The 26,970-nt window shown below is 74.8% G+C and carries 19 protein-coding genes; 14 read left to right on the top strand and 5 right to left on the bottom strand.

Features of this window, described 5'->3' with window-relative positions; all coding sequences use genetic code 11:
* The first annotated feature begins 5 nt into the window (after positions 1 to 5).
* From AB0D49_RS31160 to cobI, 6 genes are all read left to right on the top strand, one after another.
* Complete coding sequence (locus AB0D49_RS31160; protein ID WP_362763797.1) at positions 6 to 1,505, top strand: cobyric acid synthase; 1,500 nt, start codon at positions 6 to 8, stop codon at positions 1,503 to 1,505.
* On the top strand, positions 1,502 to 5,443 hold the full coding sequence (gene cobN, locus AB0D49_RS31155; protein WP_362763794.1) for a cobaltochelatase subunit CobN: 3,942 nt from the start codon (positions 1,502 to 1,504) through the stop codon (positions 5,441 to 5,443). Before AB0D49_RS31160 ends, cobN begins: the two co-directional genes overlap by 4 nt.
* Complete coding sequence (locus tag AB0D49_RS31150; RefSeq protein WP_362763791.1) at positions 5,440 to 7,518, top strand: putative cobaltochelatase; 2,079 nt, start codon at positions 5,440 to 5,442, stop codon at positions 7,516 to 7,518. The genes cobN and AB0D49_RS31150 overlap by 4 nt, the downstream gene beginning before the upstream one ends.
* Complete coding sequence (cobO, locus tag AB0D49_RS31145; RefSeq protein ID WP_362763788.1) at positions 7,518 to 8,117, top strand: cob(I)yrinic acid a,c-diamide adenosyltransferase; 600 nt, start codon at positions 7,518 to 7,520, stop codon at positions 8,115 to 8,117. Before AB0D49_RS31150 ends, cobO begins: the two co-directional genes overlap by 1 nt.
* A gap of 268 nt (positions 8,118 to 8,385) precedes the next feature.
* The gene (locus AB0D49_RS31140) at positions 8,386 to 9,759 is read left to right on the top strand and encodes a cobyrinate a,c-diamide synthase (RefSeq protein ID WP_362763785.1); all 1,374 of its coding nucleotides are present in this window, start codon (positions 8,386 to 8,388) and stop codon (positions 9,757 to 9,759) included.
* On the top strand, positions 9,756 to 10,487 hold the full coding sequence (gene cobI, locus AB0D49_RS31135) for a precorrin-2 C(20)-methyltransferase (RefSeq protein WP_362763782.1): 732 nt from the start codon (positions 9,756 to 9,758) through the stop codon (positions 10,485 to 10,487). Before AB0D49_RS31140 ends, cobI begins: the two co-directional genes overlap by 4 nt.
* A gap of 101 nt (positions 10,488 to 10,588) precedes the next feature.
* On the opposite strand, the gene AB0D49_RS31130 is transcribed toward cobI, so the two are convergent.
* Complete coding sequence (locus AB0D49_RS31130; protein WP_362763779.1) at positions 10,589 to 11,308, bottom strand: ZIP family metal transporter; 720 nt, start codon at positions 11,306 to 11,308, stop codon at positions 10,589 to 10,591.
* A gap of 104 nt (positions 11,309 to 11,412) precedes the next feature.
* Here AB0D49_RS31130 and cobM point away from each other — a divergent pair, with 104 nt between their 5' ends.
* The 6 genes from cobM (at position 11,413) to cobC (ending at position 18,371) form a co-directional block, all read left to right on the top strand.
* Positions 11,413 to 12,240: a precorrin-4 C(11)-methyltransferase gene (gene cobM / locus AB0D49_RS31125; protein ID WP_362763776.1), complete on the top strand. Its 828-nt coding sequence runs from the start codon at positions 11,413 to 11,415 to the stop codon at positions 12,238 to 12,240.
* Positions 12,241 to 12,248: 8 nt separating this feature from the next.
* Positions 12,249 to 13,757, top strand: a complete 1,509-nt coding sequence (cbiE, locus tag AB0D49_RS31120) for a precorrin-6y C5,15-methyltransferase (decarboxylating) subunit CbiE (protein ID WP_362763773.1) — start codon at positions 12,249 to 12,251, stop codon at positions 13,755 to 13,757.
* The gene (gene cobJ, locus AB0D49_RS31115) at positions 13,754 to 15,472 is read left to right on the top strand and encodes a precorrin-3B C(17)-methyltransferase (protein ID WP_362763770.1); all 1,719 of its coding nucleotides are present in this window, start codon (positions 13,754 to 13,756) and stop codon (positions 15,470 to 15,472) included. Before cbiE ends, cobJ begins: the two co-directional genes overlap by 4 nt.
* A 151-nt stretch (positions 15,473 to 15,623) precedes the next feature.
* Positions 15,624 to 16,310 (top strand): precorrin-8X methylmutase, encoded by a 687-nt coding sequence (locus AB0D49_RS31110; RefSeq protein WP_362763767.1) that lies wholly within the window; start codon positions 15,624 to 15,626, stop codon positions 16,308 to 16,310.
* Positions 16,307 to 17,266, top strand: coding sequence for a sirohydrochlorin chelatase (locus AB0D49_RS31105; RefSeq protein ID WP_362763765.1), 960 nt, complete (start codon positions 16,307 to 16,309; stop codon positions 17,264 to 17,266). Before AB0D49_RS31110 ends, AB0D49_RS31105 begins: the two co-directional genes overlap by 4 nt.
* Complete coding sequence (gene cobC, locus AB0D49_RS31100) at positions 17,226 to 18,371, top strand: Rv2231c family pyridoxal phosphate-dependent protein CobC (protein ID WP_362763984.1); 1,146 nt, start codon at positions 17,226 to 17,228, stop codon at positions 18,369 to 18,371. Before AB0D49_RS31105 ends, cobC begins: the two co-directional genes overlap by 41 nt.
* Positions 18,372 to 18,505: 134 nt before the next feature.
* On the opposite strand, the gene AB0D49_RS31095 is transcribed toward cobC, so the two are convergent.
* Positions 18,506 to 19,432: an SCO1860 family LAETG-anchored protein gene (locus AB0D49_RS31095; RefSeq protein WP_362763762.1), complete on the bottom strand. Its 927-nt coding sequence runs from the start codon at positions 19,430 to 19,432 to the stop codon at positions 18,506 to 18,508.
* Positions 19,433 to 19,823: 391 nt separating this feature from the next.
* The gene (locus tag AB0D49_RS31090) at positions 19,824 to 20,909 is read right to left on the bottom strand and encodes an amidohydrolase family protein (RefSeq protein WP_362763759.1); all 1,086 of its coding nucleotides are present in this window, start codon (positions 20,907 to 20,909) and stop codon (positions 19,824 to 19,826) included.
* A 202-nt stretch (positions 20,910 to 21,111) separates the two neighbouring features.
* Between AB0D49_RS31090 and AB0D49_RS31085 the strand changes: the two genes are divergently transcribed.
* Positions 21,112 to 22,227, top strand: a complete 1,116-nt coding sequence (locus AB0D49_RS31085; RefSeq protein WP_362763756.1) for an aminotransferase class V-fold PLP-dependent enzyme — start codon at positions 21,112 to 21,114, stop codon at positions 22,225 to 22,227.
* Positions 22,228 to 22,438: 211 nt separating this feature from the next.
* On the opposite strand, the gene AB0D49_RS31080 is transcribed toward AB0D49_RS31085, so the two are convergent.
* Both AB0D49_RS31080 and AB0D49_RS31075 read right to left on the bottom strand, forming a co-directional pair.
* Positions 22,439 to 25,531, bottom strand: a complete 3,093-nt coding sequence (locus AB0D49_RS31080) for an NACHT domain-containing protein (protein WP_362763981.1) — start codon at positions 25,529 to 25,531, stop codon at positions 22,439 to 22,441.
* Between the two features lie 2 nt (positions 25,532 to 25,533).
* A complete protein-coding gene (locus tag AB0D49_RS31075; RefSeq protein WP_362763752.1) occupies positions 25,534 to 25,923 on the bottom strand; it encodes a trypco2 family protein in 390 nt (129 codons plus the stop codon).
* A 508-nt stretch (positions 25,924 to 26,431) separates the two neighbouring features.
* Here AB0D49_RS31075 and ectA point away from each other — a divergent pair.
* A complete protein-coding gene (ectA, locus tag AB0D49_RS31070; protein ID WP_362763749.1) occupies positions 26,432 to 26,962 on the top strand; it encodes a diaminobutyrate acetyltransferase in 531 nt (176 codons plus the stop codon).
* Positions 26,963 to 26,970 lie beyond the last annotated feature (8 nt).

Below are 26,970 nucleotides of genomic sequence, written 5' to 3'. Positions count from 1 at the left end.
GTCCGATGACCGGCCGCGGCATCCTCGTCGCCGGTACCACCTCCGACGCGGGCAAGAGCGTCGTCACCGCCGGGATCTGCCGGTGGCTGGTGCGGCGGGGCGTCAAGGTCGCGCCCTTCAAGGCGCAGAACATGTCGCTGAACTCGTTCGTGACCCGCGAGGGCGCGGAGATCGGGCGGGCGCAGGCCATGCAGGCGCAGGCGTGCCGGATCGAACCGACGGCGGCGATGAACCCGGTGCTGCTGAAGCCGGGCGGGGAGCGCAGCAGCCAGGTCGTGCTGATGGGGCGGCCGGTGGGCGAGCTGAGCGCGCGCGGCTACCACGGCGGACGCCAGGAACGCCTGCTGGGCACGGTCCTGGAGTGTCTCGACGGGCTGCGGCGGACCCATGACGTCGTGGTGTGCGAGGGCGCCGGGAGTCCCGCCGAGATCAATCTGCGCCGGACCGACATCGTGAACATGGGGATCGCCCGCAACGCCCGGCTCCCCGTGCTGGTGGTCGGGGACATCGACCGGGGCGGGGTGTTCGCCTCGTTCTTCGGGACGGTCGCGCTGCTGTCGCCGGAGGACCAGGCGCTGGTCGCCGGGTTCCTGGTGAACAAGTTCCGCGGGGACGTGTCGCTGCTCGCGCCCGGCCTCGACATGCTCAAGGGCCTCACCGGGCGGCCGTCGTACGGGGTGCTGCCGTTCCGGCACGGGCTCGGCATCGACGAGGAGGACGGGCTCAGCGCGGCGGCACGCGGGGCGGTGGCCGGGGAGCCCGCGGGGGCGGACGTGCTGCGGGTCGCCGTCTGTGCCGTCCCGCTGATGTCCAACTTCACCGACGCCGACGCGCTCGCCGCCGAACCTGGTGTGGTGGTGCGGTTCGTGGACCGGCCCGAGGAGATCGCCGACGCCGATCTGGTCGTCGTACCCGGCACGCGGGGGACGGTCCGGGCGCTGGCGTGGCTGCGGGAGCGGGGGTTCTCCGAGGCGTTGCTGCGGCGGGCGGCGGGCGGGCTGCCGGTGCTCGGGATCTGCGGGGGGTTCCAGTTGCTCGGGGAGCACATCCAGGACGACGTGGAGAGCCGGGCCGGGTCGGTCGACGGGCTCGGGCTGCTGCCGGTGCGGGTGCGGTTCGCGGCCGGCAAGACGCTCGCCCGGCCCGTGGGGGAAGCCCTCGGGGAGCGGGTCGAGGGGTACGAGATTCATCACGGGGTCGCCGAGGTCACCGGTGGCACACCGTTTCTCGACGGGTGCCGGGTCGGCCAGACCTGGGGCACCCACTGGCACGGCTCGCTGGAGTCGGACGCCTTCCGGCGGGCGTTCCTGCGGGAGGTGGCCGCCGCCTCCGGGCGCCGGTTCGTGCCCGCGCCCGGCACCTCGTTCGCCGCGCTGCGCGAGGAGCGGCTCGACCGGCTCGGCGATCTCATCGAACAGCACGCGGACACGGACGCGCTGTGGCGGCTCATCGAGTCCGGCGCGCCGAACGGACTGCCCTTCATCCCACCGGGAGCGCCCGTATGACCAGTCCCTCGCCCGATCCCACCGTCCTGCTCCTGTCCACCGCCGACACCGATCTGCTCGCCGCCCGTGCCGCGCCCGGGGTCCGCTACCGGATCGGCAACCCCACCCGCGTGGACGTGGAGAGCGAACTGCCCGCGTTGCTGGAGGGCGCCGCCCTGGCCGTCGTACGGCTGCTGGGCGGGAAGCGGGCCTGGGAGGACGGGCTGGCGCGGCTCGCCGCGTCCGGGGTGCCGACCGTGCTGCTGGGCGGGGAGACCGTGCCGGACGCGGAGCTGATGGCGCTGTCGTCGGTGCCCGCCGGGGTGGTCGCGGAGGCGCTGCGCTATCTGGTCGAGGGCGGGCCGGACAACCTCGCCGAGCTGGCCCGGTTCCTGTCGGACACCGTGCTGCTGACCGGTGAGGGGTTCGAGGGACCGCGCGCGATGCCGGAGTACGGGGTGCGGGGCGGGCGGGCGTGGCGGGAGGGGCGGCCGACGGTCGGGGTGCTCTTCTACCGGGCCCATGAACTGAGCGGCAACACCGGCTTCGTGGACACGCTGTGCGAGGCGGTCGAGGCATGCGGCGCGAACGCGCTGCCGGTGTACTGCGGTTCGCTGCGCGGCGCGGACCCCGGGCTGTACGAGCTGCTCGGGCGGGCCGACGCGCTGGTGGCGACCGTGCTGGCCGCCGGTGGCGCGCACGCGGCGGACGCCTCGGCGGGCGGCGACGAGGAGGCGTGGGACGTCGGGGCGCTGGCGGAGCTGGGCGTGCCGGTGCTCCAGGGGCTGTGCCTGACCTCGTCGCGGGCGGCCTGGGAGGGTTCCGACGCCGCGCTGTCGCCCATGGACGCGGCGATGCAGGTCGCGATCCCGGAGTTCGACGGACGGCTGATCACCGTGCCGTTCTCGTTCAAGGAGCAGGGCCCGGACGGCGTACCGGTGTACGTGGCGGACCCCGGGCGGGCCGCGCGGGTCGCCGGGATCGCCGTACGGCACGCGCGGTTGCGGCACACGCCGAACGCGGAGAAGAAGGTCGCGCTGGTGTTCACCGCGTATCCGACGAAGCACGCGCGGGTGGGCAACGCGGTGGGGCTGGACACGCCCGCGTCGGCGGTACGGCTGCTGGACGCGCTGCGGGACGCCGGGTACGGGGTCAGCGGGTATCCGGCCGGGGGCGACGAGCTGATCCACCGGCTGATCGAGGCCGGTGGGCACGATGTGGAGTGGCTGACGGAGGACCAGCTCGCGGCGGCGCCCGCGCGGGTGCCGCTCGCCGACTACCGGGCGTGGTTCGAGACGCTGGACCCGGCGCTCAGGGAGGCGATGACCGGGGCGTGGGGGGAGCCGCCGGGCGCGCTCTATGTGGACGGCGACGACATCGTGCTGGCGTCGCTGCGGTTCGGGAACGTGGTGGTGATGATCCAGCCGCCGCGTGGCTTCGGCGAGAACCCGATCGCGATCTACCACGACCCGGACATGCCGCCGTCGCACCACTATCTGGCGGCCTACCGGTGGCTCGACCGCACGTTCGGCGCGGACGCGGTGGTGCACATGGGCAAGCACGGCACGCTGGAGTGGCTGCCGGGCAAGGGGCTCGGGCTGAGCGGGGGCTGCGCGCCGGACGCGGTCCTCGGCGAACTGCCGCTGGTCTATCCGTTCATCGTCAACGACCCCGGCGAGGGCACCCAGGCCAAGCGGCGCGGACACGCCACCGTCGTGGACCATCTGGTGCCGCCGATGGCCCGCGCCGACACCTATGGCGACCTCGCCAAGCTGGAGCAGTTGCTCGACGAGTACGCGCTGGTCTCCGATCTGGACCCGGTGAAGGCACCGGCCGTGCGGGCGCAGATCTGGACGCTGGTGAAGGCCGCCGAGCTCCATCACGACCTGCATGTGGCCGAGCAGCCGGGCGAGGACGACTTCGACGCGTTCGTGCTGCACATCGACGGCTATCTCTGCGAGATCAAGGATGTGCAGATCCGTGACGGGCTGCATGTGCTGGGCGGCGGGCCGGTGGGCGAGCCCCGGGTGAACCTGGTGCTGGCGGTGTTGCGGGCGGCGCAGGTGTGGGGCGGGAAGGCGGACGCGCTGCCGGGGCTGCGGGCGTCGTTCGCCGCGCACTTCGGGCTGAGCGAGAAGGAGCTGCTGGCCGAGCCGGGCGCCCGGGTGAAGGTCCCGGCGGAGCTGACCGCGCTGGTGGCGGGTCCCGCGCGGACCGCCGCCGACACGATCGACCTGCTGGAGCAGTTGTGCCGCCGGGTCGCGGAGGGCATGGAGGAACGGGGCTGGGACGCCGGGCGGTGCGAGGCGCTGGTCCGGGAGGTCCTGGGCGGGGCGGAGGCGGGGGAGGCGGCGACCGAGCTGCCGGAGGCGGTGGCGGGCCTGTCGGGCGCGGTGGCGGGCCTGCCGGAGGCGGTGGCGGAGCTGGCGGAGACGGTGGCGGGCCTGTCGGGCGCGGTGGCGGGCCTGCCGGGCGCGGTGGCGGAGCTGCCGGACACGGTGGCGGGCCCGCCGGACACGGTGGCGGACCTGCCGGGCGCGGTGGCGGAGCTGCCGGACACGGTGGCGGGCCTGCCGGACACGGTGGCGGACCTGCCCGACGCCGTGGCGGTGCTCCGGTTCGCGTGTGAGGAGGTCGTGCCGCGGCTCGCCCGGACCACGGACGAGATCGGGAACGTCCTCGTCGCCCTGGACGGCGGCTATGTGCCCGCCGGGCCGTCCGGGTCGCCGACCCGGGGGCTGGTCAACGTCCTGCCGACCGGGCGGAACTTCTACTCCGTCGACCCCAAGGCGATCCCGTCCCGGCTGAGCTGGGAGGTCGGGCAGTCGCTCGCGGACTCCCTGGTGGAGCGGTATCTCGCGGACAACGGGGAGTACCCGGCGTCGGTCGGGCTGACCGTGTGGGGCACGTCCGCGATGCGTACCCAGGGCGACGACATCGCCGAGATCCTCGCCCTGCTGGGCTGCCGCCCGGTGTGGGACGACGCCTCGCGGCGGGTGACCGGCTTCGAGGTGGTCGACCCGGCGGAGCTGGGGCGCCCGCGCATCGATGTCACGGTCCGTATCTCCGGCTTCTTCCGGGACGCGTTCCCGCACGTGGTGGCGCTGATCGACGACGCGGTGCGGACGGTGGCGGAGCTGGACGAGCCAGCCGAGGTGAACCATGTCCGGGCGCACGCCGACGAGGACACGGCCGTACACGGGGACCGGCGGCGGGCCACGGCCCGGGTCTTCGGCTCCAAGCCGGGCGCGTACGGGGCGGGGCTGCTGCCGCTGATCGACGCCCGCAACTGGCGCTCCGACGCGGATCTCGCCGAGGTGTACGCGGTGTGGGGCGGCTACGCGTACGGGCGGGACCTGGACGGACGGGCCGCGCGCGGGGACATGGAGACGGCGTTCCGCCGGATCGCGGTCGCCGCGAAGAACGTCGACACGCGCGAACACGATCTGGTCGACGCCGACGACTACTTCCAGTACCACGGCGGAATGGTCGCCATGGTCCGTCATCTGACCGGCACCAGCCCGGAGGCGTACGTCGGCGACTCGGCCGTCCCCGACCAGATCAGGACCCGCACGCTGGGCGAGGAGACGCACCGGGTGTTCCGGGCCCGGGTGGTCAACCCGCGCTGGATGGCGGCGATGCGGCGGCACGGCTACAAGGGCGCCTTCGAGATGGCGGCGACCGTCGACTACCTGTTCGGCTACGACGCCACGGCCGGGGTGGTGGACGACTGGATGTACGAGAAGCTCGGCGCCGCGTATGTGTTCGACCCGGAGAACCGGGACTTCATGAAGCGGTCCAACCCGTGGGCGCTGCGCGGGATCACCGAACGGCTGCTGGAGGCGGCCGAGCGGGGGCTGTGGGCGGAGCCGGACGCGGACACGCTGGAGCGGCTGCGGGCCACGTATCTGGAGCTGGAGGGCGACCTCGAAGGCGCCTCGGAGGGTGAGGCGAAGTGACTGCGATCCCGTTTCCGTTCACGGCCGTCGTCGGCCAGGACGATCTGCGGCTGGCGCTGCTGCTGAACGCCGTCTCCCCGGCGGTCGGCGGCGTGCTGGTGCGCGGTGAGAAGGGCACCGCCAAGTCGACCGCCGTACGGGCGCTGTCGGCGCTGCTGCCCGCGGTGCGGGTGGTGGCCGGGTGCCGGTTCTCGTGCGATCCCGGCGGGCCGGATGCGGGCTGCCCGGACGGGCCGCACGAGACCGGTGCCGGGCAGGAGCGGCCGTCGCGGATGGTCGAACTGCCGGTCGGCGCGTCCGAGGACCGGCTCGTCGGCGCCCTGGACATCGAACGGGCCCTCGCCGAGGGCGTGAAGAGCTTCGAGCCGGGCCTGCTGGCCCGCGCCCACCGCGGCATCCTCTACGTCGACGAGGTCAACCTCCTCCACGACCATCTGGTGGATCTGCTGCTGGACGCGGCGGCGATGGGCGCCTCCCATGTCGAGCGCGAGGGTGTGTCGGTACGGCACGCGGCCCGCTTCCTGCTGGTGGGGACCATGAACCCGGAGGAGGGCGAGCTGCGGCCCCAGCTCCTGGACCGGTTCGGCCTCACCGTCGAGGTGACCGCCTCGCGCGAGCCGGACCAGCGGGTCGAGGTCGTCCGGCGCAGGCTGGCCCACGACGACGACCCCGCCGCGTTCGCCGCCCGGTGGGCGGACGAGGAGAGCGCCGTACGGGCCCGGATCGTGGCGGCGCGGGCGCTGCTGGGGTCGGTGCGGCTGGGCGACAGGGCGCTGCGGCAGATCGCGGCGACCTGCGCGGCGTTCGAGGTGGACGGGATGCGCGCGGACATCGTGATGGCCCGCACCGCGACCGCGCTGGCCGCGTGGGCGGGGCGCACGGACGTACGGGCCGAGGACGTCCGGCAGGCGGCGCTGCTGGCGCTGCCGCACCGGCGGCGGCGCAATCCGTTCGACGCGCCGGGGCTGGACGAGGATCGGCTCGACGAGACGCTGGAGGAGTTCGCGGGGGACGGTGACGCCGGGGGCGGTGACGGGGACGGGGACGACGAGCCCGATCCTGAGGGGCCCGGTGGGGGCGGTCGCGGGGGCGGTCCCGGGGGCGGACAGGGGCCGGACGACCCGGCGCCCACCGGCGAGTCCGGCGGCTCCGGCGAGTCCGGCGGCTCCGGTGAGCCCGGCTCTGGTGGGCCGCAGATGCCGTCCGGCGGTGGGGAGCAGTCCGCCGTACGGGCCGGGGAGCCGTTCCGGACGAAGACGCTGAGCGTGCCCGGGATCGGGGAGGGGGCCGCCGGGCGGCGTTCGCGGGCGCGGACCGAGCATGGGCGGACCACCGGGGCGCTGCGCCCCGAGGGCGCCCTGACCCGGCTGCATCTGGCGGCGACCGTGCGGGCGGCGGCCCCGCATCAGCGGGCGCGCGGCCGGGTCGGGCCGGGGCTGGTGGTGCGGCGGGACGATCTGCGCCAAGCGCGGCGGGAGGGGCGCGAGGGCAATCTCGTGCTGTTCGTGGTGGACGCCTCCGGATCGATGGCCGCCCGGCGGCGGATGGGCGCGGTGAAGGGGGCGGTGCTGTCGCTGCTGCTGGACGCGTACCAGCGGCGGGACAAGGTGGGGCTGGTGACCTTCCGGGGGGCGGCGGCGGAGGTGGCGCTGCCGCCGACGTCATCGGTGGACGCCGCCGCCGCGCGGCTCCAGTCACTGCCGACAGGCGGGCGCACCCCGCTCGCGGCCGGTCTGCTGAAGGCGCGGGACGTGCTGCGGGTGGAGCGGCTGCGGGACCCGGCGCGGCGGGCGCTGGTCGTGGTCGTGACGGACGGCCGGGCCACCGGCGGGGCCGACCCGGTGGCGCACGCGGGGCGCGCGGCGCGGCTGTTCGCCGCCGACGGGACCGCGTCGGTGGTGGTGGACTGCGAGTCGGGGCCGGTACGGCTGGGGCTGGCCGGGCGGCTGGCCGGTGAGCTGGCGGGGACGGCGGTGACGCTGGACGAGCTGCGGGCGGACGCGCTCGCCGGGCTGGTACGGGATGTGCGGGATGTACGGGACGTGCGGTTCGTGCGGGAGAGGAGGGCCGCGTAGTGCCGCAGGGACAGCCGAGTGCCGTGCCGGACGACGGGCTGACGACCCGGCAGCGGCGGAACCGGCCGCTGGTCGTCGTGCACACCGGGGTCGGCAAGGGGAAGTCCACCGCCGCGTTCGGGCTGGCGCTGCGGGCCTGGAACCAGGGCTGGCCGATCGGGGTGTTCCAGTTCGTCAAGTCCGCCAAGTGGAAGGTCGGGGAGGAGCGGGCGCTGCGAGTGCTCGGGGACTCCGGGGAGGGCGGATCCGTCGTCTGGCACAAGATGGGCGAGGGCTGGTCCTGGGTGCAGCGCGACGCCCAGCTCGACAACGAGGAGAAGGCCCGGGAGGGCTGGGAGCAGGTCAAACGGGATCTGGCGGCCGAGACATACCGGCTGTACGTGCTGGACGAGTTCGCGTATCCGATGCACTGGGGGTGGGTGGACACCGAGGAGGTGGTGTCCGTGCTGCGGGCGCGGGGCGGGACGCAGCATGTGGTGATCACCGGGCGGAACGCGCCCGGCCCGCTGCTGGAACTCGCCGATCTGGTCACCGACATGTCCAAGGTGAAGCATCCGATGGACGTGGGGCAGAAGGGGCAGCGGGGGATCGAGTGGTGACGCCGACCGTCGTGGGGGCCGGGTGTGGGCGGCGCCGATGCGATCCGGGGGCGGGTCTTGAGCGGCGCCGATGTGACCCCGGGGGCCGTGTCATGAGCGCCGCCTACGCAATGCCGGAGGCCGTCTCATGAACGCCGCCCACGCGACCCCGGAGGCCGTGTCATGAGCGCCGCCCACGCAATGCCGGAGGCCGTGTCATGAGCCCCGCCCACACGACCCCCGAAAGCCATCCCATGAACGCCGCCCACGCCACCCCGGAGGCCGTCACATGAACGCCGCCGTCCCCCGCCTGGTCGTCGCCGCGCCCGCCTCCGGCAGTGGGAAGACCACCGTCGCGACGGGGCTGATGGCCGCGTTCGCGGCGCGCGGGCTCGCCGTGTCCCCGCACAAGGTGGGGCCCGACTACATCGACCCCGGCTATCACGCGCTCGCCACCGGGCGCCCCGGGCGCAATCTCGACGCCTATCTGTGCGGGCCCGAGCTGATCGCGCCGCTGTTCCTGCACGGGGCGCGGGGGTGCGACCTCGCGGTGGTCGAGGGGGTGATGGGGCTCTTCGACGGGGCCGCCGGACAGGGCGAGCTGGCGTCCACCGCCCAGGTGGCGAAGGTGCTGCGGGCGCCGGTGGTGCTGGTCGTGGACGCGTCGGCGCAGGCGCGGTCGGTGGCGGCGCTGGTGCACGGGTTCGTGTCCTGGGACCCCGGGGTGCGGATCGGGGGGCTGATCCTCAACAAGGTGGGGTCGGACCGGCACGAGGAGCTGTTGCGGGAGGCGTTGGAGGCGGTGGGGACGCCGGTGCTGGGGGTCCTGCGGCGGGCGGCGCCGGTCGGGACGCCGTCCCGGCATCTGGGTCTGGTGCCGGTGGCGGAGCGGCGGGCCGAGGCGGTGGCGGCGGTCGCGGAGATGGGCGCGCGGGTCGCCGAAGGGTGCGACCTGGAGGCGCTGCTGAGTCTGGCGCGGGGGGCCGGGGAACTGGCGGAGGAGGCGTGGGACGCGGCGCGGGCGGTGCGGGCGCCGTCCCCGGGTCCGCTGTCCGGGGACCGCCCGGTGATCGCCGTGGCCGGTGGCCCCGCGTTCAGCTTCTCCTACGCCGAGCACGCCGAGCTGCTGACGGCGGCCGGGGCGGAGGTCGCCGTGGTCGATCCGCTGCGCGACGAGGCGCTGCCCGAGGGGACCCGGGGGCTGGTCCTCGGGGGCGGGTTCCCCGAGGTGTACGCCGGGGAGCTGGCCGCCAATCGCGCGCTGAGGGAGGGGATCGTCCGGCTGGTGGAGCGGGGCGGGCCGGTCGCCGCGGAGTGCGCGGGGCTGCTGTACCTGTGCCGGGAGCTGGACGGGCGGGCGATGTGCGGGGTGCTGGACGCCGCCGCGCGGATGACGGACCGGCTCACCCTGGGCTACCGGGACGCCGTCGCCGTGAGCGACAGCGTGCTGGCCGGGGCGGGGACCCGGATGCGGGGGCACGAATTCCACCGGACCGCCGTCGAGCCGGGCGCCGGGAACGCCCCCGCCTGGGGGGTGCGGACGCCCGCGCCCCGCCGGGAGGGTTTCGTGGAGCGCGGGGTGCACGCCAGCTTTCTGCATACGCACTGGGCGTCGGCGCCCGGTGTCGCCCGTCGGTTCGTGGAGAGGTGCCGGACATCATGAGCAGCAGGCTGATCGGGGTGGGCGTCGGGCCCGGCGACCCGGAGCTGGTGACCGTGAAGGGCGTGAACGCGCTGCGCGCCGCCGCCGTCGTCGTCGTCCCGGTGATGGACACCGGGGAGCGGGGTCGGGCGGAGGCGACCGTGCTGCACTACGTGGGCGCGGAGCGGGTCGTGCGGGTGGTGTTCGCGCTGAACGAGCGGACCGACCGGGCGCGGCGGGAGGCGGCCTGGGACGCCGCCGGGCGGCGGGTCGCCGCGCTGCTCACCGAGCACGGGTGTGTGGCGTTCGCGACGCTCGGCGACCCGAACGTGTACTCGACGTTCGGCTATCTCGCGCAGACGGTGTCCGCGCTGGCCCCGGGGACCGTCGTGGAGAGCGTGCCCGGGATCACCGCGATGCAGGATCTCGCCGCCCGGTCGGGGGCCGTGCTGACCGAGGGGACCGAGCCGCTGACGCTGGTCCCGGTGACGGCGGGGACGGGCGTGCTCAAGGACGCGCTGAACGGGCCGGGGACCGTGGTCGCCTACAAGTTCGGGCGGCAGGCCGCAGAGGTCGTCGAGGCGCTGCGGGACAGCGGGCGGATCGAGGGGGCGGTGTGGGGGTCCGCGCTGGGTCTTGACGGCGAGTCGATCCGCCCGGCGGGTGACCTGGACGGGGCGCCGCTGCCGTATCTGTCGACGCTGATCGCGCCCGCGCGGCGGGACGGTGGACGGGGCGGGAAGCTGTGACCGGCCGAACGGGGTGGGCGGGTCCGCCGGGTTCGCGTCCCAGCCGGGCATCGGCGCAGCCGGAATCACTCCCCGACCGGCGGCCGTCGCGGCGCCCGGGATCACTCCCCCGCCAGCCCCACCACCAGCCAGATGAACCCCGCCCCGGCGACCGTGCACAGCAGGGTCGGGCCCGCGGGGTGGTCGTGGTGGGCCTCGGGGAGGATCTCGGCGGCGGCGAGATAGAGCAGGGCGCCGCCGAACAGGCCGAGATAGCCGCCGAGCACCGGGTGCGGGATGGTGAACAGCAGGGTGGAGGCGGCCCCGAGGACCGGCGCCGCCGCGTCCGCGAACAGCAGGATCACCGCCTTGCGGCGGGCGTTGCCGTAGAGGGTCGCCAGGGTGAAGGTGTTGAAGCCGTCCGCGAAGTCATGGGCGATGACGGCGACCGCGACGGCCAGCCCCATGCCCTCGCCGACCTGGAAGGCGGCGCCGATCGCCACCCCGTCCATCGCGCTGTGCCCGACCATCGCGGCGGCGGCGGTGAGCCCGACCTCGGGCGTGCGGACATGCTCGTCCCCGCCGTGCGCGGCGGCCAGCAGCCGTTCCACCAGATGGGCGAGGAGGAACCCGGCGACGAACAGCAGCAGGGCGGCCGGTACGCCGAACACCTCACGGCCCGCCGCCTCGATCGCCTCGGGCAGCAGATCGAGGCCCACCACGCCCAGCATCAGCCCGCCTGCCAGGCCCAGCACCAGGTGACGGCGGTCCGTCACCCGTTGCGCGGTCCAGCCGCCGGCCAGGGTCATCAGGAACGCGCCGAGCGCGACGAACACCGCCATGTGCCCTTGCTATCGGACCGGGCGCACAGGGCGCGGTTCCGACGCCCCGGACACCCCGACTCCCCCGCACATCGCTCACTTCCGTCCGAGAGGAATCCGCGCACATGAACGAGCCCGCCGCCGCGCGTCCCGGGAAGGTGACCTTCGTCGGGGCCGGTCCCGGTGCCGCCGATCTGCTGACGTTCCGGGCCGCGCGGGCGATCGCGGAGGCCGACGTGGTGATCTGGGCGGCGAGCCTGGTCCAGGCCGAGGTGCTGGAACACGCCCGGGACGGCGCGGAGATCCTCGACTCGGCGGCACTGTCGCTGGAGGACGTCGTGGCCGTGTACGCGCGGGCGCGCCGGGAGGGGCTGCGGGTGGCGCGGGTCCACTCCGGTGATCCGGCGCTGTGGGGCGGCACACAGGAGCAGGCCGACCGGTGCGCGGAGATCGGGATCGACGTCGAGATCGTGCCCGGGGTCTCCGCGTTCTCGGCCGTGGCCGCGCTGGCGGGGCGGGAGCTGACGATCCCCGAGGTCGCGCAGTCGGTGATCCTGACCCGGCTGGGCGGCGGCAAGACCCCGATGCCGCCCGGCGAGGAGGTACGGGAGTTCGCCCGGCACGGGACGACGATGGCGCTGTTCCTGTCGGCGGCGCGCAGCGGCCAGCTCGCGCGGGAGTTGCTGGAGGGCGGCTATCCGGCGGACACCCCGGTGGTGCTGGCGTACCGGGCGACCTGGCCGGACGAGCTGGTCGTGCGGTGCACGGTCGGCACGCTGGAGGAGACCGTCAAGGAGCACCGGCTCTGGAAGCACACGCTGTTCCTGGTCGGCCCGGCGCTCGCCGCGCACGGCACCCGCTCGCACCTCTACCACCCCGGTCATTTCCACGGCCACCGCAGGGCCGACCCCGAGGCCCGGCGGGCGCTGCGGGAGCGCGGGGCGACCACATGATCACGGTCGTGGGGACGGGAACGGGTGCACATGTTCCCGGTCTGGCCGAGGCGCTCGGCGCGGCGGAGCTGGTGGTGGGCGGGCGGCGCCATCTGGACGGCGTACGGCTGCCCGAGGGCGTCGAGCGGATCGTGCTCGGGCCGCTGGCGCCCGCGCTGGACCGGATCGCGGAGTACGTGGCGGACGGGCGGCCGGTGCTGGTGCTGGCCTCGGGCGATCCCGGGTTCTTCGGGGTCGTCCGGGTGCTCGCCGAGCGGTTCGGGCCGGAGCGGCTGCGGGTGCTCCCGGGCGTGTCGTCGGTCGCGGTGGCGTTCGCGCGGGCGGGGCTCGCCTGGGACGACGCCGTGGTGGTGAGCGCGCACGGGCGGGACCTGCGGACGGCCGTGCAGGTGTGCCGGGCCCGGCCGAAGGTGGCGGTGCTGACCGGGCCGGGGGCGGGTCCCGCGGAGCTGGGGGCCGCGCTGGCGGGCTGGGGCGACGGGCGGGTGCTGGTGGTGGCGTCGGCGCTGGGCGACCCGGCGGGTGAGCGGGTCGAGCGGGTGACCCCGGCGGAGGCCGCCGGGCGGGACTGGGGCGGTGCGGTGAGCGTGGTGCTGTGCCTGGACGCGGGGCGGGTGATCGCGCCGGGCGGGGGGACGGTGGCGGGGGGCGGGGCGGGGCACGCCGGGGGCGGGACGGGGCTCCCGGCGGGCCGGGGGACCGTCGCGGGGGGCGGGACGGGGCTCCTGGCGGGCCGGGGGACCGTGGCGGGCGGCGGAGCGGGGCACGCGCACGGCGGAGCGGGGCTCCCGGCGGGACCAGGGACCGTCGCGGGCGGCGGGGCGGGGCTTCCGCCCGGGGCCGGTGGATGGGCGCTGGCCGAGGAGCAGTTCACGTACCGGGACTCGATGATCACCAAGTCCGAGGTGCGGGCGCTGGCGCTCGCCCGGCTCGGGCCGCGCCTGGGCGACCTGGTGTGGGACATCGGGTCCGGCTCCGGGTCGGTGGCCGTGGAGTGCGCGCGGCTGGGGGCGGCCGTGGTCGCGGTGGAGAAGGACCCGGAGGCGGCGGCACGGGTGCGCGGCAACGCGGCGGCACACGGGGTGGGGGGCGGGGTACGGGTGGTGCGGGGGGTCGCGCCCGCGGTGCTGGACGGGCTCTCCGGGGCGTCCGGCGTGGACGATCCCGACGCCGTGTTCGTCGGCGGCGGCGGACGGGAACTGCCCGCGATCGTCGCCGTGTGCGCGGCCCGCGCCCGGCGGACGGTGGTGGTCGCGCTGGCCGCGCTGGACCGCGTACCGCGTGTGCGGGCGGCGCTGAACGGGGCCGGGCTGGCCTGCGACGGAGTGCTGCTCCAGGCGTCGCGGCTGGCGCCGCTGCCGGGGGATGTGACCCGGCTTGCGGCGACCAATCCGGTGTTCCTGCTGTGGGGCGAACGCCGCCCGGCAGGACAGGAGTCCGACACCTCAGGGGGCGCCCAGCACTCTGAGGACTCTGTGGGCTCTGTGGGTTTCGAGAGTGAGGGAGACGACCGGTGATCGGGCTGATTTCCGCCACGGCGGCGGGGGCGCTGGCACGCGACCGGCTGGCCGGGGCATGGCCGGACCGCACCCGCGTGTACGGCGGTCCCGTCGCGGACGCGGTACGGGCGGCGTTCGCCGAGTGCGAGCGGGTGGTGTGCTTCCTGGCGACCGGCGCGGTGGTGCGGCTGATCGCGCCGCTGCTCGCGGACAAGGGGTCCGACCCGGGAGTGGTGTGCGTGGACGAGGGCGGGCGGTTCGCCGTCGCCCTGGTCGGCGGGCACGGCGGCGGCGCGAACGCGCTGGCCGTGGCGGTCGCGGACGTCCTGGGCGCCCGTCCGGTGGTGACCACGGCGACGGACTCCGTGGGGATGGCCGGCCTGGACACGCTCGGGATGCCGGTCGAGGGGGACGTGGCGGCGGTGTCCCGGGCGCTGCTGGACGGCGACCCGGTGGCGCTGCGCGCGGAGACGGCGTGGCCGCTGCCCGCGCTGCCGGTGGCCGTGGCGGAGGGTACTTCGGGGTCGTACGTCCTGCGGGTCAGTGACCGGCTGGTGGAACCGGCCGCCGGTGAGGCCGTGCTGCGTCCGCCCACGCTCGTGGTCGGGGTCGGCGCCTCGCGTGGCGCCCCGGTCGAGGAGGTCGTGGGGCTCGTCGGGGACGCCCTGCGCGAGGCCGGGCTCTCGGCCCGCAGTGTCGGCGGGTTCGCCACCGTGGACGCCAAGGCGGCGGAGCCGGGGATCGTGGCGGCGGCGGCGCGGTTCGGGGTGCCGCTGGTCGCCTTCCCGGCCGCCCGGCTGGCGGAGATCGACGTACCGAACCCGTCCGCCGCGCCGCTGGCCGCCGTGGGCACGCCCTCCGTGGCCGAGGCCGCGGCGCTGGCCGGGGGCGGTGAACTGGTCGTGCCGAAGCGGAAGTCGGCGCGGGCGACCTGCGCGGTGGTACGGCGGCCCGGCCGGGGGCGGCTCGCGGTGGTCGGGCTCGGGCCGGGCGCGCGTGACCTGCTCACCCCGCGTGCCACGGCCGAGCTGCGGCGCGCCTCGGTGGTCGTCGGACTCGACCAGTACGTGGCGCAGATCCGGGACCTGCTGCGGCCGGGCACCCGGGTGCGGGAGTCGGGGCTCGGGGCCGAGGAGGAACGGGCGCGGACCGCCGTCGAGGAGGCCCGGCGGGGGCACGCGGTGGCGCTGATCGGGAGCGGGGACGCCGGGGTGTACGCGATGGCGTCCCCGGCGCTCGCGGAGGCGGGGGACGACATCGACGTCGTCGGCGTGCCCGGGGTGACCGCCGCGCTGGCGGCGGGGGCGCTGCTGGGGGCGCCGCTGGGGCACGACCATGTGGCGATCAGCCTGTCCGATCTGCACACGCCGTGGGAGGTGATCGAGCGGCGGGTACGGGCGGCGGCGGAGGCGGATCTGGTGGTGACGTTCTACAACCCGCGCAGCCGGGGCCGGGACTGGCAGTTGCCGAAGGCGCTCGGGACGCTCGCGGAGCACCGGGCGGCGACCACACCGGTCGGGGTCGTACGGAACGCCTCCCGGCCGGACGAGTCGGTACGGCTGACGACGCTGGCGGCGCTGGACCCGGCGACGGTCGACATGATGACGGTCGTCGTGGTCGGCAACACGGCGAGCCGGGAGGTCGCGGGGCGGATGGTGACGCCCCGGGGGTACCGGTGGCAGGCGGAGCGGGAGCGGGACGGGGACGGGAGCGGGGCCCATGGGGACGACTGACGGCCCGGAGGCGGGACCAATAGGGACGGCTCACGGCCCGGAGGCGGGACCAATAGGGACGGCTCACGGCCCGGAGGCGGGACCAATAGGGACGGCTCACGGCCCGGAGGCGGGGCCCATAGGGACGACTGACGGCCCGGAGGCGGGGCCCATGGGGACGGCTGACGGGCCGGAGCGGGAGGGCCGGAGCGCGCGTCCGCCGGAGCGGATCGTGCATCCGATCGAGCGGGAGTCGTTCCGGCGGCTGCGCGCCCGGCTGGACACCTCGGGGCTGCCGCCGTTGACCCGGGCCGTGGTGGAGCGGGTGATCCACTCCTCCGCCGACCTCGCCTACGCCGACGATCTGGTGCTCGCCGAAGCCGATCTGGTGCCCGCGCACATCGCGCTGCACGAGGGGGCGCCCGTGGTGACCGATGTGCAGATGGTCGCGGCCGGGATCACCGGGCGGGAGACGGTGTGCCGGTTGCGGGACGCGTCGTCCGGGCCGGGGCTGACCCGTACCGCACACGCCGTGCGGCTCGCCCATGAGCAGGTCGGGCCCGGCGCGATCTGGGTGATCGGCTGCGCGCCGACCGCCCTGGAGGAGCTGCTCACCCTGGACGCCGCTCCCGCGCTGGTGATCGGGCTGCCCGTCGGGTTCGTGGGGGCGGCCGAGTCCAAGGCGGCGCTCCGCGCGAGCGGGCTGCCCGCCGTGAGCAACGTGTCCGAGAAGGGCGGGTCGGCGGTGGCCGCCGCCGCGCTCAACGCCCTGCTGTACCACCCGCTGTCCGCCGTACCGTCCGCTGTGCCGTTCGCCGTACCGTCCGCCGTGCCGTCCGCCGTGGAGGAGACACCATGACCGCCCTGCCGTCCGCCCCGCCGCCCGCCCTGCTGATCGCCGGTCATGGCACCCGTGACGCCGCCGGGGCCGAGGCGTTCCGCGCGTTCGTCCGGGAGCTGGGCCGCCGCCGTCCCGGACTGCCCGTCGCGGGCGGCTTCATCGAGCTGTCCCCGCCGCCGCTGGGCGAGGCGGTGGCGGAGCTGGTGGAGCGCGGGGTGCGCCGGTTCGCCGCCGTACCGCTGATGCTGGTGTCCGCCGGGCACGCCAAGGGCGACATACCGGCGGCGCTGGCCCGGGAGAAGGAGCGGCACCCCGGGATCTCGTACGCCTACGGCCGTCCGCTCGGCCCGCATCCGTCGCTGCTCGCGGTGCTGGAGCGGCGGCTGGACGAGGCGCTGGGCGTGGCGGGCCGCTCCCCCGGCGACCGGTCCGAGGTGACCGTGCTGCTGGTCGGGCGGGGTTCGACCGATCCGGACGCCAACTCCGAGGTGTACAAGGCGGCCCGGCTGCTCTGGGAGGGGCGCGGCTACGCCGGGGTGGAGACGGCGTTCGTGTCGCTGGCCGCGCCGGACGTGCCGAGCGGACTTGACCGGTGCGTACGGCTGGGCGCGCGGCGGATCGTCGTGCTGCCGTACTTCCTGTTCACGGGGGTGCTGCCGACGCGGGTACGGCAGCAGACCGAGGGGTGGGCCGCCGCGCACCCGGCGGTGGAGGTGCGCTCGGCGGATGTGATCGGCCCCGAGCCGGAACTGCTGGACCTGGTGATGGAGCGGTACGCGGAGGCCGTGCGCGGGGACGTGCGGATGAACTGCGACACATGTGTGTACCGGATCGCGCTGCCGGGGTTCGAGGAGAAGGTGGGGGCGCCGCAGCAGCCGCACTTCCATCCGGACGACGACGGGCACCATCACGGTCCCGGGCATGGGCACGGTCATGGGCATGGGCACTCCGCCGCCCCCTCCCATGTCGGTTGAGCCGCCCGGTCTCGGGCATCACGGGGACGCCGAGGTCCGGGACGACGGGGCGGCGCTGGTCGATCTCGCCGTGAACGTCCGCGCGGGCACTCCTCCCGGGTGGCTGCGGGAGGTGATCGCGGGGTCGCTGGAGGGGCTCGCGGCCTACCCGGACGGGCGGCGGGCGCGGACGGCGGTGGCGGCCCGGCACGGGCTCACGGCGGAGCGGGTGCTGCTGACGGCGGGGGCGGCGGAGGCGTTCGTGCTGCTGGCGCGGGCCGCGAAGGTGGCCCGTCCGGTGGTGGTGCATCCGCAGTTCACCGAACCGGAGGCGGCGCTGCGGCACGCCGGGCACACCGTGGACCGGGTGCTGCTGCGGGCCGGGGACGGCTTCCGGCTGGACCCGGGGGCCGTGCCTGAGGACGCCGATCTGGTGGTGCTGGGCAATCCGACGAATCCGACGTCGGTGCTGCATCCGGCGGCGGCCGTGGCGGCGCTCGCCCGGCCGGGGCGGACCCTGGTGGTGGACGAGGCGTTCATGGACGCGGTGCCCGGCGAACGGGAGTCGCTGGCCGGGCGGACCGATGTGCCCGGTCTGGTGGTGCTGCGCAGCCTGACCAAGACATGGGGACTCGCCGGACTGCGCGTCGGGTACGTGCTGGGCGCGCCGGAGACCGTGGCCGCGCTGGAGCGGGTCCAGCCGCTGTGGCCGGTGTCCTCGCCCGCGCTGGCGGCGGCGGAGGCGTGCGTGACACCCCGTGCGCTGGCGGAGGCGGACCGCGCGGCGCGGCGTCTGGCCGCCGACCGGGCCCATCTGGTGGCGGGACTGTCGGCGGTGCCCGGTCTGCGGGTGACGGGACCGGCGGCGGGGTCCTTCGTCCTCGTCCGGCTGCCGGGCGCGTCCGCCGTCCGTCACCGGCTGCGCGGGCTGGGCTTCGCGGTGCGGCGCGGGGACACGTTCCCTGGGCTGGGCGAGGACTGGATCCGGGTGGCGGTACGGGACCGGGACACGACGGATGCGTTTCTGGGGGCGCTGGGGGTGGCGGTGGGGCGGCGTGAGGGGGACGCGGGGGACGCCGGAGGTGAGGGGGCCGCCGGGGGTGAGGGGGACGAGCGGAGCGCATAGGGGGCGGCTTTCGTACGGGCCCCCTATGCGCCCTCTCCCCGAGTCGGCGGCTGCCCGCTCGGCACTGCGCTCTGCTGCGCGCCCGGCTACGGGATCTGCTGCCCGCCCGGCTGCGCGCTCCGCTGCGCGCCCGGCTACGCGTGCGGCTGTCCGCCGCGCCTCCGTGCCAGGAACACCGCGCCGCCGCCCGCCGCGAGCAGGGCGACCGCGCCGCCCGCGATGTACGGGGTCATGGAGTTGCCGCCGGTCTCGGCGAGGTTCGCCTCGGTGGCCTTGCCGCCCTGGGGCTCGACCTCGGTGGGCTTCTCGGACTCGGCGGGCGGCGACGGCTCGGTGACGGCGGGCGCCGCCGGGGACTCGCAGGTCGCCTTGGCCAGCGTCACGACACCGTTGACCTCGGCGACGTTCAGCTTCAGCGGGTTGACGGAGACGCTGAGTTCGAGGGCGGTCGCGGCGGCCGTCTTCGACGTGGTCTCGCGCTGGGACAGGTCGAGCCGTACGTCGCCGACGCCCGGCACGGTGACCTCGGTGGTGCCGCCCGCGCTGAGCGTGACCTTCTTGCCGAGGACGGTGACCGAGCCGAGCACATTGGACTCGGCGACCGGCTTCTCGCCCGCCACACAGGTGGCCTTGGCGGTGACCTGCTCGACCTCGATGAGGGAGAGCAGCGGCAGTCCGGGCAGATGCAGTTTGGCGTGGGCGAGCCGGGTGCTGCCCTCGGCGGTGCCGTCCGCCACGGTCGCCTTGGCCTCGGCGACCTCGGCGCTCAGCACGCTGAACGGCTTGCCGCCGTCGACGCCGTCGAGCTGGACGCTGAGCGTGGTCTCCTCGGCGCTCTGCGGCGCCTTGACCTCGTTGAGGCTGACCGAGAGCGGGACGTTCACGGTCTTGTTGAGCAGGCTCACATCGAGCCCGGTGCGCAGGACGACCGCGTCGGCGCGGCCCTCCTCGGTGGCGTGTGCGGTGCCCGCTCCGGCGAGGGCCGCGGGACCGGCGGCCAGGACGGTGGCGGAGGCGACGACCGCGAGTCTGCGGACGGACGCGAACCGGTGTGCGGGCATGCGGAAGGTGGTGCCGTTCAAGGTGTGGGACCCCCAGAAGAGACCTGCTTGGGACCCCGTAAGAATTACGCACTGAGAGTGAACGGGCGGCGATCCTGGGTCACTTCACCCGGACGTGGGGTTTCCGGGCACGTTTTCGATTCCTCCGGCACCGGTGTTCCACGAATTCACCGGACCATCAGATTTCATTCGAGGCGGCGGGGCGGAAGCCGGGCCCGCGCGGAGGATGCCCAACGACTGGAGCCCCGGCTCGTCACGCTCCGTCAAGTCCAGAACGCGGCCACCGCGTTCGGCGTACGGGCCGCGAAACCAGCGGCTCGCGGCGTGCGGGGCCGCCCGTGAAACCCGCAGCCCACGGCGAACGGGGCCCTAGGACCCGTGTACCGGACGGTCAGGAGACGACCCGGCCGCGCAGCACGACCCGGCGCGGGTCGCTCATGACCCGTACGTCGGTGCGCGGGTCCTGGTCGTAGACCACCAGGTCGGCGGGGGCGCCCTCGTCCAGACCGGGGCGGCCGAGCCAGGAGCGGGCCGCCCAGGTGCCCGCCGCGATGGCGTCCACCGCCGGGAGCCCCGCCGTGACCAGCTCGGCGATCTCGGCGGCGGCCAGTCCGTGCGGCAGCGTGCCGCCCGCGTCGGTGCCCACGAACACCGGGACTCCGGCGGCGTAGGCGTCGTGGACGGTGTCGTAGCGGCGCTCGTGGAGCCTGCGCATATGGGCCGACCAGCGCGGGAACTTGCGCTCGCCGCCGTCGGCGAGGCGCGGGAAGGTGGCGATGTTGACCAGGGTCGGGACGATCGCGACGCCACGGTCGGCGAACAGCGGGATCAGGTCGCCGGTCAGTCCGGTGGCGTGCTCTACGCAGTCGATACCGGCCTCGACCAGATCGCGCAGCGAATCCTCGGCGAAGCAGTGGGCGGTGACCCGGGCGCCGAGCCGGTGCGCCTCCGCGATCGCCGGGGCCACCGCCTCGCGCGGCCAGCAGGGGGTCAGGTCGCCCGCCTCGCGGTCGATCCAGTCGCCGACCAGCTTGACCCAGCCGTCGCCGCGCCGGGCCTCCTGGGCGACGTACGCGACGAGGTCCTCGGGTTCGATCTCCCAGGCGTAGTTGCGGATGTAGCGGCGGGTGCGGGCGATGTGCCGGCCGGCCCGGATGATCCTCGGGAGGTCGTCGCGGTCGTCGATCCAGCGGGTGTCGGAGGGCGATCCGGCGTCCCGCAGCAGCAGCGCGCCGATCTCGCGGTCGGTGAGGGCCTGCTTCTCGGAGACGTCGTCGGGCACCGGGCCGTGCCGGTCGAGACCGACATGGCAGTGGGCGTCGACGAGGCCGGGCAGCACCCAGCCCTCGACGGTGCGCAGCTCGCGGGCGGTGGCGGGGCGGTCGAAGGAGATACGGCCGTCCAGGACCCACAGTTCGTCGCGGACGTCGTCCGGTCCGACCAGGATGCGGCCCTTCACATGCAGCGCGTCGCTCATGTCCGCGCAGCCTAGTCAACCGTGCTGGTGAGCCGGGTCCTCAGGGGTGCGGCGGGGAGGGCGGCGGCTACCCTCGGAGGCGTCGTCCGCGCGGACGACGCCTCGCCTGGTGACCGATCACGGTGACCGATCGCGACCGATCACCACCGACTATTACTGAACGCCACTGCACATAACTGCACGTTACTGAAAGAGTGCCTCCGTGACCGCGACCCACCCCTTCCTCGACCTCCCCCCGCTGAGCGCCGGGCGTTTCGCCGACATCGAGGACCGGGTGGCCCGGCTGCTCGGCACCCGCCAGGACGTGGTGATCACCCAGGGCGAGGCGCTGCTGCCGCTGGAGGGCGCGATCCGGGCGACGGCGACCCCCGCCACGACCGCGCTGAACGTGATCACGGGTCCCTACGGCCAGACCTTCGGGGACTGGCTGCGCGACTGCGGGGCGACCGTGCACGACCTGGCGGTGCCGTTCCACACGGCGGTCACGGCCGAGCAGATCGCGGAGGCGCTGGCCGAGCACCCGGAGATCGACTTCGTCTCCCTGGTCCACGCGGAGGCGGCGACCGGCAACACCAACCCGGTCGCCGCGATCGGTGAGGTCGTCCGGGCCCATGGCGCCCTGTTCTATCTGGACGCGGTCGCCTCGGTGGGCGCCGAGCCGGTGCTGCCGGACGCCTGGGGCGTCGACCTGTGTGTGATCGGCGCCCAGAAGGCGATGGGCGGTCCCGCCGGCGTGTCGGCCGTGTCGGTGAGCGAACGCGCATGGGCGCGCATGGCGGCCAACCCGCGCGCGCCGCGCCGCTCCTACCTGTCCCTGCTGGACTGGAAGGAGCGCTGGATCGACGGTGGCCGTACGGCGCTGCTGCACGCGCCCGCCCAGTTGGAGATGCTCGCGCTGGAAGCGTGCGTGGAGCGGATCGAGGCGGAGGGTCTGGACGCGGTCATGGCCCGGCACCGGGCGGCGGCGGCCGGGACCCGCGCGGGAGCGCGGGCACTGGGCGGGGGCCTGGAGCCGTACGTCCACGAGGCGCGGGACGCGGCGCCGGTGGCCACGACGCTGCGGGCGCCCGCCGGGGTGCCGGCGTCCGGGCTGGTCGCCCGCGCACTGGCCGCGGACCCGTCGCTCCCCCTGGCGGCGGGCGGCGGCGCCCTGGCGAAGGAGATGATCCGCGTCAACCACTACGGCACCGCCGCGACACCCGGGGTGGTCCGGGCGTGTCTGGCGGGGCTGGGCGTGGCGATGGCCGAGCAGGGGTTGAGCGTGGATGTGGTGGGGGCGTTGGGGGCGGCGGAGCGGGGGATGGGTGGGGAGGGGTGACGCTTCTGGGCGGGGGCCTTGGGGGGCGCCTCAGCAGGCGCCTTGGTGGGGGCCGTTAACGGGCGCCTTGGCGGGGGTCCTTAGCGGGCGCCTTGGCGGGCGCCTCAGCAGGCGCCTGGGTGGGCGCCTTGGTGGGCGCCAGAACCACCACCGATCACCCCGACCGCCGAGCCGTCACCCTGCCCGCCCCGCTCGCCTCGCTCACCCAAGATCACCGTTCACGCGAACCAGACACCACTGATCGTTCGATCACCAGACGATCACCCATGTCCCGTTCACCGACAAAGCCGATCTGGTCGTAGAGGATCTCCGGGATCGTCACGCTCACCTCCGCCCGGGTGTGCAGCGGGGTCAGATCGATCACCTGGGTGCGTACCTCCCGTCCCCATCCCACCCGGATCTCCCGGACGGCGGGGAAGGCCCGGCATATGAGGCGCAGATCGACGTCGTGCCGGACGTCCACCAGGTCCAGGCCCCGGACGTTCGGCAGCGGGTCGGCGGGGACGAGGTCGGTGAGTGACCCGTCGAACAGGCGCAGGACGGGCGGCGGTCCGAGCAGCGCGGCCAGGGTCCGCCAGCCCTCCGGTGTCATCCCGGTGCCGACCCCGAGGGTCTCAAGCCCCAGTCGGGCGAGGGCCGAGAGGTCCCGCAGGCCGGGGCAGTCCCGTACCAGCAGTTCGGCGAGCCCGGTCCGGTCCGTGAGGAACTCCAGGTCGGTGATCCGGTCGTTCCCGGCGAGCATCATGATGTGGACGCCGGAGGCCGGGAGCCGGGCGGCGAGGTCGGGCGCCGGGTGTCCGCCGCGCACCACGAGCGTTCTGATCGAGGCCAGACAGGCCACCTGCGCGAGCTGTTCGGACGTGTTCACATGCACCTCGCCCGCGTGCATGCCGGAGAGCACCTCGCGCGCGTACTCGGCGACCGGCTGCCGGTCCCAGCCCAGGACGATGCGCGCGGCCACCTCGTCGGACGGATGCGTGGTCCAGGCTCTGAGCGCGTTCCGCGCCGCGGGGCTGCGGACGCGGGTCAGCAGGGCGACGACGCGCTCGGCGGCGCCGTCGTCCAGCCCGTCCGGGCCGGGGACCAGGTCCACCACCCAGTCCCCCAGTTCCGCGAGGGCGGCGGCCCGGCCCACCGTCTTGGGCGGCAGCAGCGCCCTGACCCGGGCGCGCACCTCGGCCATCAGACCGGCGTCCAGGGCGAGCAGACCGATCGCGCAGCGCGCCGCCAGCAGGTGGAGGTGGGTCCGCGCGGCCCGCCCGTTCCCGGCGCCGTCCCCGAACTCGATCAGTCTCGCGATCAGATGCTCGGCGTCCTTGCGCGTGGCGTGTCCGGCGCCCATCACGACCACGTCCTGCCAGGCGGGATCACGTGCGTGCGTCAGCAGCTCCAGCACGTACCCGCTCTCCTGGAACTCCTTGGCCGCCAGGAAGTCCTGGAACGTCCGGTGGATGAACTGGACGTCGTCGTCGCCCCGCTCCTGGAGCAGCCCGCTGCGGTCGAGCAGGAACTGGAGGACCTGGTCCGTGGTCGCCTGGGCGCGGATCTGCGGCATGTCGCGCAGCGCCAGGTCGAGTTGGCGGGCCGCCTGGTCGCGGGTCATCTGCTGCCGCCCGGTGCGGACCAGCCAGATGGCGATCCGCTGGAGCAGGGCGTGCTGTTCGTCGGGGCCGAGGGCCGGGTCGAGCCGGCCGACCCCGCGGCCCGCGTCACGGCCGCCGAGGAGCATCGCGAGGGCGGCGCGGTACAGCGACCAGCGGGTGGTGGGCAGCAGTCCGCCCCGGCGCCGGTGCAGGGCGCAGATCACGGCGCCCAGGAGCGGCGTACGGGCGAGGGTGTGCAGGGCGTCGTTCTCCCGGAGCTGATGGATCAGCGACTCCTCCAGGGCGGTCAGCAGGGCCCGCTCGTCGTCCTCGGTGCCCGCCGGGGCGTAGCGGTCGCATTCGAGGCGCGCTGCGGCGTGCCAGGCCCGTACGAACGTCTCGATGTCGTCGTCGTTCATGGGGAGCAGGGTCAGTTCGGTGAACCGTTCGGCGGCGAGCCAGTGCTTGGGGACGGCGTTGGGGCGGACCGTGGCCAGGCAGCGGGTGCCGGGGTAGCGCTCCAGGAGGGCGGACAGCCACCAGTGGGCCTCCGCGCGCTCCCGCTCGGGGACCTCGTCCAGGCCGTCCACCAGCAGCAGGCCCCGCCCGGCCTCCAGGACGCGCCGGACCCATCCCCGGGGCGGTTCCTCGGTCAGGGCCCGTCCTGTGGAGGGCAGTTCGGCGAGGGACGGGAAGCCGCTCCCGCGCGCGTGGACCTTGCGCAGCGGGACGACGAAGGGGACGAGGTGGTTGAGTTCGCGCAGCCGCCGGTCCAGGGTGCCGGTCGCGGCGTGCGCGGCGAGCCACCACACGAGGGTGGTCTTCCCGGCGCCCGCCTCGCCGCGCAGCAGGGTGCGGGGGCGGTCGGCGAGCAGGGTCTCGACCCGGCCCCGCGAGGCCCCTGGGCCCGGTTCGGCGGCTTCGAGGCTGTGGTAGGCGGTGTCGAGGTCCCAGCGCGACTCGGCGCGGCCCAGCTCCTCGATGCCGAAGATCTCGGTCCTGCGGTACTGGGCCTTCAGATCGGCGGCGTAGCGGGCCTCGAACCGTTCGTCGTCGGGATGGACCTCGGTGATGTCCTCGAAGGCGCGGGCGGGCCAGCCGAACTCGTCCTGGGCCGCCCGCATCGCGGCCTCGACCGGCACCGCCTCGATCCGGAGGTGATGACGGTCCCGGGGCACCTGCGTGACCACGCCGAGCAGCACCGCTCCGGCGAGGACGGGGGCACCGGACAGTCCGGCCAGCGGGGACCGGTCCCGCGCGGGGCCCGGCTCGGCGGCGGCGGACTGGTCGAGCTGGCAGACCAGCAGGTCCCGGACACGCCCGGCCATCGGCAGCAGGCTCACGGTGTACTGGTCGTACTCCAGTTCGTCGCCGTGGGCGCCGTACCGCTGGTTCTCGGGGAAGCCGACGATCTGGCAGTGCGGGACGGGGGACGTGGTGGCGATCCTGCCGTACCGGATCGCGCCGAGCGGGGCGGCGCGTTCGGCGCCGATCACCGCGCGGTCGGCGGCCAGCAGGGCGACGTCGAGGTCCGCGGACGCCCACGCCACCCGGCAGGGCACGGGGTCGGCGTAGGCGGGGTGGAGCACCTGTACGGCGTCCCGGCCCTCCACGACATGTGCGGCGGTCAGCACGACATACCCGTCGAGGAGTACGCCGCTGCCCTGGCCGGCGCCCTGGACCACGACGACCCGGTCGAGCGCGGACTCGCCGGAGCCCATGGTCACCGCGCCCCGCCGCCGGTCCCGTCGGCTCCGTCGCCGCTTCCGTCGTGCCGTCCGCCCGGCCGGTGCGCGCCGAACCCCGCGGTGCTCCCGTGGTCGTCGTTGCGCACCTTCCAGGGGCGCCCGGTGCGGGCGTCGAGGGCGCGGAGGGTGACCGCGACCCGGTGGGTGCGGCTGGTGCCCACGCCGGCGTCGGCACCGGCGTCCACGACCCACGCCTTGACCTTGAGCCCGCCCCTGGCCTCCTTGCGGAGTTCGACGGCGAACTCCAGCTCGATGTCCCCGACCTCGAAGGTCACGTCCTGCCCGGTCGCGCGTCCGGCGGCGGTGATCAGTTCGTCGCGTACGGCCGCGACGGCGTCGGCCAACTCGATCCGGTCGTCGGTCATATGAGGCCCCCTCAGGTGTCGCGCACGAGGGTCTCACAGCCGGAAGGAACACCGCCGGGCCGCACGGGAACGGTCCCGGAACACCCCTGGGAAACGCCCCCAGGAATCCATCGGACCCCACCCCCGGAAATGATTCCCGCCCCGCAGGCACCCCCCCAATCCCCCTCCGACCCCCCTTCGATCCACTGAGAACTCCTGAGAATACGAATCGAATTCTAAGATTTAAATGAGAGCAGTAATCCCTCATCTTCTGCCCGGTATCCCGGCACGTAAACACTAAGATTTCGCGAACTTCAAGAGGGCGATCCAGACCCCGTCCACGGGGGTTACATGATTGTGATGCGTTCCACAATCCACACCTTTTATCACGATTTATTCATGCCAAATCCCCACAATCACTCAGCCGACTCGCGCACGCCCACCCGCCCGCGCGATAACACAGGACCGCTCCGCCCCCAAGCGCCGTCGGCCATGAAATTTCAAATTTACCTCGCTAAATTCAATTCGCATGACTGTCGCACAAGCAGACCTGCAGATCGACCGTCCGTCGGTGGCCGACGGGGCGGCACTGTGGCGACTCGCCAAGGAATCCGGGAATCTCGACCTGAACTCGTCGTACGCCTATCTGCTGTGGTGCCGTGACTTCGCGGCGACCACGGCCGTGGCCCGTACCGGGGACGGCACACCCGTCGGGTTCGTGACCGGGTACCTCAGGCCGGACCGGCCGGGCACGCTGCTGGTGTGGCAGGTGGCGGTGGACGCCGCGTACCGGGGGCGGGGGCTCGCCGCGCGACTGCTGGACGCACTCACCGCGCGGATCGCCGCCGGGCATCCGCTGACCCATGTCGAGACCACCGTCACCCCCGGCAACACCGCCTCCGAGCGGCTGTTCGCCTCCTACGCCGACCGGCACGGCGCCCCGGTCGAACGCGAGGTGCTGTTCGACACGGGGCTGTTCCCGGACGGCCCGCACGCCCCCGAGGTCCTTCACCGCATCGGCCCGCTGACCACCCGGCCGCATCGAGGCCCTTCGCACTGAGGAGCGAT

This window comes from Streptomyces sp. NPDC048290, from assembly GCF_040652095.1.
In the GTDB taxonomy this organism is placed as follows: domain Bacteria; phylum Actinomycetota; class Actinomycetes; order Streptomycetales; family Streptomycetaceae; genus Streptomyces.
The sequence above is the reverse complement of the archived record's forward strand: the minus strand, read 5'-3'. Positions and strand labels throughout refer to the sequence as shown.